5 protein-coding genes are annotated in these 7,377 nt (G+C 62.2%); 3 read left to right on the plus strand and 2 right to left on the minus strand.

What is annotated here, in order from left to right; genetic code table 11:
- The 3 genes from ABNS06_RS16430 to ABNS06_RS16440 all read left to right on the plus strand — a co-directional run.
- Window positions 1–600 (plus strand): cytochrome P450 (locus ABNS06_RS16430; RefSeq protein ID WP_348675689.1); only part of this gene is annotated, 600 nt, incomplete at its 5' end.
- Window positions 601–606: 6 nt separating this feature from the next.
- Window positions 607–2,244 (plus strand): choline dehydrogenase, encoded by a 1,638-nt coding sequence (locus ABNS06_RS16435; protein WP_348675690.1) that lies wholly within the window; start codon window positions 607–609, stop codon window positions 2,242–2,244.
- A 130-nt stretch (window positions 2,245–2,374) separates the two neighbouring features.
- Window positions 2,375–3,607 (plus strand): FAD-dependent oxidoreductase, encoded by a 1,233-nt coding sequence (locus ABNS06_RS16440; protein WP_348675691.1) that lies wholly within the window; start codon window positions 2,375–2,377, stop codon window positions 3,605–3,607.
- A gap of 560 nt (window positions 3,608–4,167) precedes the next feature.
- Here ABNS06_RS16440 and ABNS06_RS16445 read toward each other — a convergent pair.
- Together ABNS06_RS16445 and ABNS06_RS16450 are read right to left on the minus strand one after the other, a co-directional pair.
- A complete protein-coding gene (locus tag ABNS06_RS16445; protein WP_348675692.1) occupies window positions 4,168–4,503 on the minus strand; it encodes an Hpt domain-containing protein in 336 nt (111 codons plus the stop codon).
- A partial coding sequence (locus ABNS06_RS16450; protein ID WP_348675693.1) for an ATP-binding protein occupies window positions 4,496–7,377 on the minus strand: 2,882 nt, incomplete at its 5' end. The genes ABNS06_RS16445 and ABNS06_RS16450, both read right to left, overlap by 8 nt.

The raw sequence follows: 7,377 nt of genomic DNA on the forward strand, positions 1-7,377 counted from the left end.
GATCTGATCAGCCTGTTGCAGAGCAGCGACGATACCAAGGACTTGATCAATCGTCCGATGGAGTTTATCGGGAATTTGACGCTGCTTATCGTCGGTGGCAATGACACCACGCGTAACTCAATGAGCGGCGGGGTGCTCGCCCTGAATCAATTCCCCGAGGAATTCGCCAAGCTCAAGGCCAACCCGGAGCTGATTCCCAACATGGTTTCGGAAATCATCCGCTGGCAGACTCCGCTGGCCAATATGCGCCGCGTTGCCACGCAAGATGTTGAATTGCGTGGCCAAACCATAAAAAAAGGCGATCGCGTATTGATGTGGTACGCCTCGGGCAACCGGGACGAACGCAAATTTGAAAACCCTGATGATCTGATTATCGACCGTAAGAACGCGCGCAACCATATTTCGTTTGGCTATGGAATCCACCGTTGCATGGGTAACCGTCTGGCCGAATTGCAGTTGCGCATCCTATGGGAAGAACTGCTCAAGCGCTTTGACAACATCGAAGTCATTGGCGAGCCCGAGCGGGTTCAGTCGAACTTCGTGCGAGGCTATTCCAAGCTGATGGTCAAGCTGACGCCCAAAGGTAGAGGTGTGGTGTAAACCAGTATGGCGTCCGGACCATTCGATTATGTGGTGGTTGGTGGCGGCTCGGCCGGATGCGCCGTCGCCAACCGCCTCTCCGAGAGCGGCCGCCATTCGGTGCTGCTGCTCGAAGCCGGTCCGGAGAGTCGCCGCAATCCTTTCGTGAACATGCCGCTGGGCTTTCTGCAGCTGATGTTCAGCCGTCGCTACAACTGGCAGTTCAATACTGAACCGCAGCGGCACATGCACGACCGTGCGTTGTTCCAGCCGCGCGGCAAGATGCTCGGGGGGTCCAGCGGCATGAACGCGCAGGTGTACATCCGTGGCCATGCCTGGGACTACGACGAGTGGGCACGGCTGGGTTGCGAGGGTTGGTCGTACGCCGACGTGCTGCCGTATTTCCGCAGGTCAGAACATTTCGAGCCGAAGGTGACCCCGGATGAGGCAGCCTTCCATGGCCAGGGTGGTCCGCTCAATGTGGCCGAGAGACGCTATACCAATCCGTTGAGCACGGCATTCGTCGGCGCGGCGGCGCAGGCGGGGTACCGACGCAATCCGGATTTCAACGGTCATGAGCAGGAAGGCGTGGGTTTTTACTACGCGTACCAGAAGGACGGCGCGCGCTGCAGCAATGCGCGCGCTTATCTCGAACCCGCAGCGGGCCGTTCCAACCTGACTGTCCGCAGCAGCGCCCACGTTACCCGTGTGCTGCTCGAAGGCACCCGCGCTACCGGGGTCGAGTATCGGGACCCGGCGGGGCTGGCGCAGGTCCGCGCCAAGCGCGAAGTTGTGCTCTGCGGTGGCGCGTTCAACACGCCGCAGCTGCTGATGCTGTCCGGAATCGGCCCACGCGAGGAATTGGCCCGGCACGGCATCGAGCTGCGTCACGGGCTGGAAGGCGTGGGACAGAATCTCCAGGACCATGTCGACGTGTTCGTGCGTGTCAAAGCACGCAGCCGCCAGAGCATCTCAATGCATCCGAGCTACTGGCTCAAGGGCCTGTGGGCGCTGCTGCAGTACGTGAGCGGCCGCCGCGGTGTGCTGTCGAGCAACGGCGCCGAGGCCGGTGGGTTCATCCGGTCCCGGCCGGGGGAGCCGATACCCGATCTGCAACTTCACTTCGCACCCATGCTGTACGCCGACCACGGGCGGGACCTGAAGACCGCGATGAGTGGCTACGGCTATGCGGTGATGATCTACGGGCTCAGGCCATCGTCGCGCGGCCGCGTCGGCCTGCACAGTGCAGATCCGTTCGCGGCGCCGCTGATCGATCCCAACTACATGGCCGAGTCCGCCGACGTCGAGCGGCTCGTGCGCGGGGGGCGCCTGGTGCGCAGCATTCTGGCGCAGCCGGCTTTCGCCCCGCACCACGAGGTCGAGATGTCGCCGGGGCCGGCACTGCAGAACGACGACGACCTCGCCGACTGGGCGCGGCGCAGCGGGGAGTCGGCGTATCACCCTGTCGGCACCTGCAAGATGGGCGTCGATCCGATGGCGGTGGTCGATCCGCGTCTGCGCGTGCATGGTCTGCAACGCCTGCGGGTGGTCGATGCCTCCATCATGCCGACGCTGGTCGGAGGCAACACCAATCAGCCGGCGACCATGATCGGCGAGAAGGGCGCGGCGATGCTGCTCGAGGATGCGGAGGCCAGTGGCGGCTGAGCGCCGCGTGTGTTGTAACAGTGGGCGCGGTTGACAGCACCACACCAGGCGCCGCGACCTTGTGCTCGTCCCGATTGGCAATTCGAGGCCTGAACGATCCAATCCCCAGGAACAGTCAAAGAGAGAGGCTATGGCGAACAGACGCCAAGATGCGACAGTCATCGTTGGAGGCGGGCACGCGGCAGGCGCGCTCCTGACAACCTTGCTGCAACAGAAATATCAACAGGAGGTGGTTTTGGTGGGCGAGGAGTCCCATCCGCCCTACCAGCGACCACCTCTGTCCAAGAATTATCTGGCAGGAGAGATTGATCAGGAGTCTCTGTACCTAAAGCCGCGTTCGGTGTACGACGACGCGGGCTACCAGCTTCGGCTCGGGGAGCGCGCCGAGCACATAGACCGGGACAACAAGAACATCACGCTATCGGACCAGAGTACGTTGAAATACGGTCAACTCGTCCTGGCCACGGGGTCTCGTGTTCGACACCTGAACGCGCAAGGGGCCGACTTGAAAGGCCTTCATTATCTGCACGACATGGCTGACTCGGATGCCCTTCGTGAACAATTCGTCCCGGGAAAATGTTTGGTCATCATTGGCGGCGGCTACATCGGCCTGGAGGTGGCCGCCATCGCCGTCAAGGCAGGCCTCAAGGTCACGGTGCTGGAAGCCGCCGAGCGACTCATGCAACGTGTCACAGGCCCGGAAATCTCCGCGTTCTTTTATGCCAAGCACCGAGGTGCCGGAGTGGATGTGCGCCTGGACACGGCGGTCACCGGCTTCGAGGCCGGCAACCACGGCTACGTGGCCGGCGTAACACTGGCCGACGGCACGACCGTGCCGGCCGATTTTGTGCTCGTTTCGGTCGGTATCGCACCGGAAACCGCTCTGGCCGAAGCCGCCGGCCTGCCTTGTGACGACGGTATTCTCGTGGACGAATATACGCGTACTAACGATCCCGATATCCTGGCAATCGGTGACTGCACCCGCCACAGAAATCTTTTCTTTGAACAAACGCAGCGGATGGAGTCAGTCGCCAACGCGGTCGATCAGGCCCGTACCGCGGCGGCGACCCTGATGGGAGAGGACAGGCCCTACGATGCCGCACCCTGGTTCTGGTCGAATCAGTATGACGTGCGCCTGCAGATGGTGGGGTTGTCCCACGCTCATGATGAGCGGGTAGTACGTGGCAAGCCCGAGGACGAGGCATTCGCGGTGTTCTATCTGCGCGAAGGTCATCTCATTGCCGTGGACGCGGTCAATCTGCCTTTGGCTTTCATGGTGGGTAAGAAACTCGTCTACCAACACAGGGAGGTCAAAGCGCAAGCGTTGCGTGATCCGGATATCGAATTGAAGTCCTTGATCTGAAGCATGCACAGACCCCCAACCGTGGCTAGCTAGGCGCCCTTCCGCGACATGGCAGGAAAGATTCGGGCATTACCCTCCGTTAAAGGCGCAGGTCGCCCTGCGCGTCGCTTTCTCGACCGCATCGAGTGACCAAATCGAGGTGTATGCCGATATGCCATGCGACCTGGGCGGCGCTGCGAACTGCATGACTTCACAACTCAACGGCTTTGCACTTCATGTCGGGGCTGCATCGTCTTTTCTGGGATATGGGCAGTCTTTTCAGCCAGTGTGGCCTGCTCCGTTTTCGTCATTCTCAGTGCTGACGCGACAGAACTCCACGCTGTGTTCCAGTTTACGAGACGACACGCGTACAGGGATTTCCCACATTCCATTCTGGTTTACAGGTTACATGTCGTACTCGGCCCTGCCATCGAACCCACTCTGTATTCCGGATACCCAAAAAACGTGGCTTCAACTGAAGCCACGTTTTGCATTTCTGGGCGAGGCGAGTGGTGTTGCTTTCGCGCGATACCGGCCCGAGCCCACGTCCCGTTCGGACGACCGGGCCGGAGCAATTCGGCCTATTGCGCCTGTGACAGCAGGTCGAGCTGCCGTGCGCCTTCGCGGCACTGCGCGACAAAGCCAGGGGCCAGGTCCAGGGTGTTGGCATCGCCCGCACGGGCGCCCGCCTCGATCTCGTTAGCCTGCTCGCCCAGGTGGCTGAGTCCCACGGTCCGGGTTGACGACTTCAAGCTGTGTGCGAGTTCGGCCAGCTCGGCCAGATCGGCTTGCGCATGTGCCTGTTCCAGCCGCTCGGTCTTGTCGCGGATCTCGGCGGTGAACTGCGACATGATCAGAGGAAACATCTCCTCGCCGACATCACGGCGCAGCTGGTCGAGCATGGACTGATCAAGCATTGTGTCGCTCCTCGGAAGGCTGGCTGGGGGCTGGGGAAGGGGTCATAGTCGGTTCCAGCCATCGGTGCAGAGCGCGCAGCAACGCCGCGCGTTCCAGGGGTTTGGTCAGGTGTTCGTTCATGCCCGCAGCCAGGAACCGTTCTTCGTCGCCCTGCATGGCGTTGGCCGTCAGGGCGACAACCGGCAGGCGGTCACGGTCAAAGCGTTCGCGTAGCTTGCGTGTGGCGGTGACGCCGTCCATTTCCGGCATGAAGACATCCATCAGCACGAGGTCGTAAGGCAGCCGTTGCAGGGCTTCCAGCGCCTCCAGGCCGTTGCTCACCACGTCGACCTGGTAACCGGTGTTCTGCAACATCGCTCGAATCACCAGCTGATTGGTCGGTGAGTCTTCGGCCAGGAGAACCCGCACGGCTGGCCAGCCCAGATCCACCGGCAGCCGCGGGGTCGCCGCCGCCGGATGGGCGTCGTCGGTCATGTTTCGGGCAACCGGAAAGGCCACATCCACATGAAAGCAGGCGCCCTTACCGGGTTCGCCATGGGCGCCGATGGTTCCGCCCATCAGTTCGACCAGGCGCTTGCAGATCGCCAGGCCCAGACCGGTGCCGGCGAATCGGCGCGCGGCGTTGTCATCCAGCTGATCGAAGGGTGTGAACAGACGTTCGGCCTGACGTGGATCAAAACCGATCCCGGTGTCCTCCACCTCGATGCGCAAGGGCAGGCTGCGCCCGATGTCCCCGGTGGCGCGTAAACGCAGCGTGACCTGACCACAGTCCGTGAACTTGATCGCGTTGGACATGAGGTTGAGCACGATCTGACGCAGGCGGGCCTCGTCCGCGATGACAATTGCGGACCGCAGTCCGTCATCCCACCGGACCTTGAGATCCAGCGACTTGCTTTCGGCCTGCGCGCGCACCAGGTCGACCACGCTGTCGACCATGGTCGATAGCCGGCAGTCGGAGGCTTCGAGTTCCAGCTTGTCGGCCTCCATCTTGCTGATATCGAGAATCTCGTTGAGCAGTCCCAGCAGGTGCTGAGCGGACTGGTGTGCGGTCTGCACATACTTGGTTTGTTGAGCGTTCAGGCCTGCATCGCCACTGAGCACACTCAGCAGTCCGATCACTCCGTTCAGCGGGGTTCGGACCTCGTGGCTGACCGTGGCCAGGAACGTGCTCTTGGCCTGGTTCGTCTGTTCGGCCTTTTGCCGTGCGTCGATCAGATCCCGCGTGCTGGCCTTCTGGTCGGATACATCGACGTGAAAGGACACGGTGCCGCCGTCTCGCATCCGCTGTTCCACGACACGCACCCAGCGGCCATCCGCGAGTTGCTGATCAAAGGCCGAGTTGGGCATGCGATGGCGTTGCAGGATGACCTCACGGAAGTCGCCTTTGGCCTTGGCATTCATGCCCTGGGTGATTGCGAACTGGTCGGCGGAAATCGCGAAATCGAGGATGTCCTCGAACTGACGGCCGATCTGCAACCGCGGGCGGGCACGGGCGTAGAGTTCGCGGTAGCGGTCATTGCAGATGTTCAGCCGATCATCGCGGTCAAAGATCACGAAGCCGGCCGGCAGGGCCTGGATGGCATCGCGAAAACGTGCGTGGCTGGACTCCATGTCGCTGACGGTGCGCTTGATGGTCATGCGCGTGTGTGCAGGCAGGCGCAGCAGGGCATGCAGAACCACCCCAGCCAATGCGCTCGCGACCAGTGCCAGCGCCCAGAACAACCGCCGCCCAGCCCAGCTCGTGGGCCAGCCGCCCTGCGGAATCACACCCAAGGTCCAGTTGCCACCGGGGACCGCGACCGGAATTGTCACGCTGTTGTCCGTGAATGCGCGGGTGGAACCGTAGAGGCTGGGAAGCACGCCCTCGGTTGTATCCCCGGCACGCAAAGCATATTCGAACCCACTTTCGGTATCGAAAAAGCCCACATCGCGGAGCAGCCCGTCCAGATCGATCAGCACGCTGGCGAAACCCCAGAAGTCTGTCTGATTCGAAGCCTCGCGAGGCAGCAGAATAGGTAGACGACCGATCACCGCCTCGCCGCCCTGCAGCAGCGGCACCGGGCCGCTGACCCAGACCTGTTCCGAGTCAATGGCCCGTTGGGCCGTTCGCCGGCGGCTGGGGTCGCTCATCAGATCGTGGCCGATCGCGGCCCGATGGTCGGCGATGGGCCAGACATGGGTGACGATGGCATCCGGCGCCAGCTGTAAGCTCGCCACATGCCGGACACGGCCAGCTAGCTGCGCTGCGAAACTCTGGAAGGCGGATTCATCGTAGGTCACGCCTGCATGCACCTGACCGCTGAGCGCATAGACCAGGTGCAGGCGCGCGGCCAGTTCCGATTCCAGGCGGCCGAGCATTAGGCTGGCGTTGTGGAAGGCGTCATGACGCGCATGATCCTGACTGGCATGCGTCTGCTCGCTATCCCACAGCCAGGCGGCGACCAGCACGATCATCGCAGCGAGCGCGCCGGTCAGCGCTGCGGCGACCGGGTAGGACAGCTGGTCGCGCAGGGTCTTTAAGCGCCGTCTTGCGAGCTGCCATCGATCGTCCAGTACGGTGGGCGTCATCGGTGCCAGTCGAGGCTCGCGCAACTCGACTTCCACCAACTCGCCGAGCACGCGCAAGGCATCACGGTCCTGGTCGCTGAACCGTCTGGGTTTTGGATCGATGACGCACAGCGTACCGATCAGATAACCGCCGGGCCCCTTGAGCGGACAACCGGCGTAAAACCGTATGCGAGGTTCCCCGACCACCAGCGGATTCTCCGCGAAGCGGTCATCCTGCAAGGTGTCTTCAACCACCAGGGGTCGATCGTGGTCAATGGCATGCGCGCAAAAGGAGACGGAGCGCGCGGTTTCGCTGACATCAATCC

Origin of the sequence: uncultured Abyssibacter sp. (assembly GCF_964000955.1) — a bacterium.
Classification (GTDB): Bacteria; Pseudomonadota; Gammaproteobacteria; order Nevskiales; family OUC007; genus Abyssibacter.

What these genes read in the sequence shown, in the direction of transcription:
- ABNS06_RS16435 (WP_348675690.1), top strand. Translation starts at nt 607, where the DNA reads ATGGCGTCCGGACCATTCGATTATGTGGTGGTTGGTGGCGGCTCGGCC.
- ABNS06_RS16440 (WP_348675691.1), top strand. Translation starts at nt 2,375, where the DNA reads ATGGCGAACAGACGCCAAGATGCGACAGTCATCGTTGGAGGCGGGCAC.
- ABNS06_RS16445 (WP_348675692.1), bottom strand. Translation starts at nt 4,503, where the DNA reads ATGCTTGATCAGTCCATGCTCGACCAGCTGCGCCGTGATGTCGGCGAG.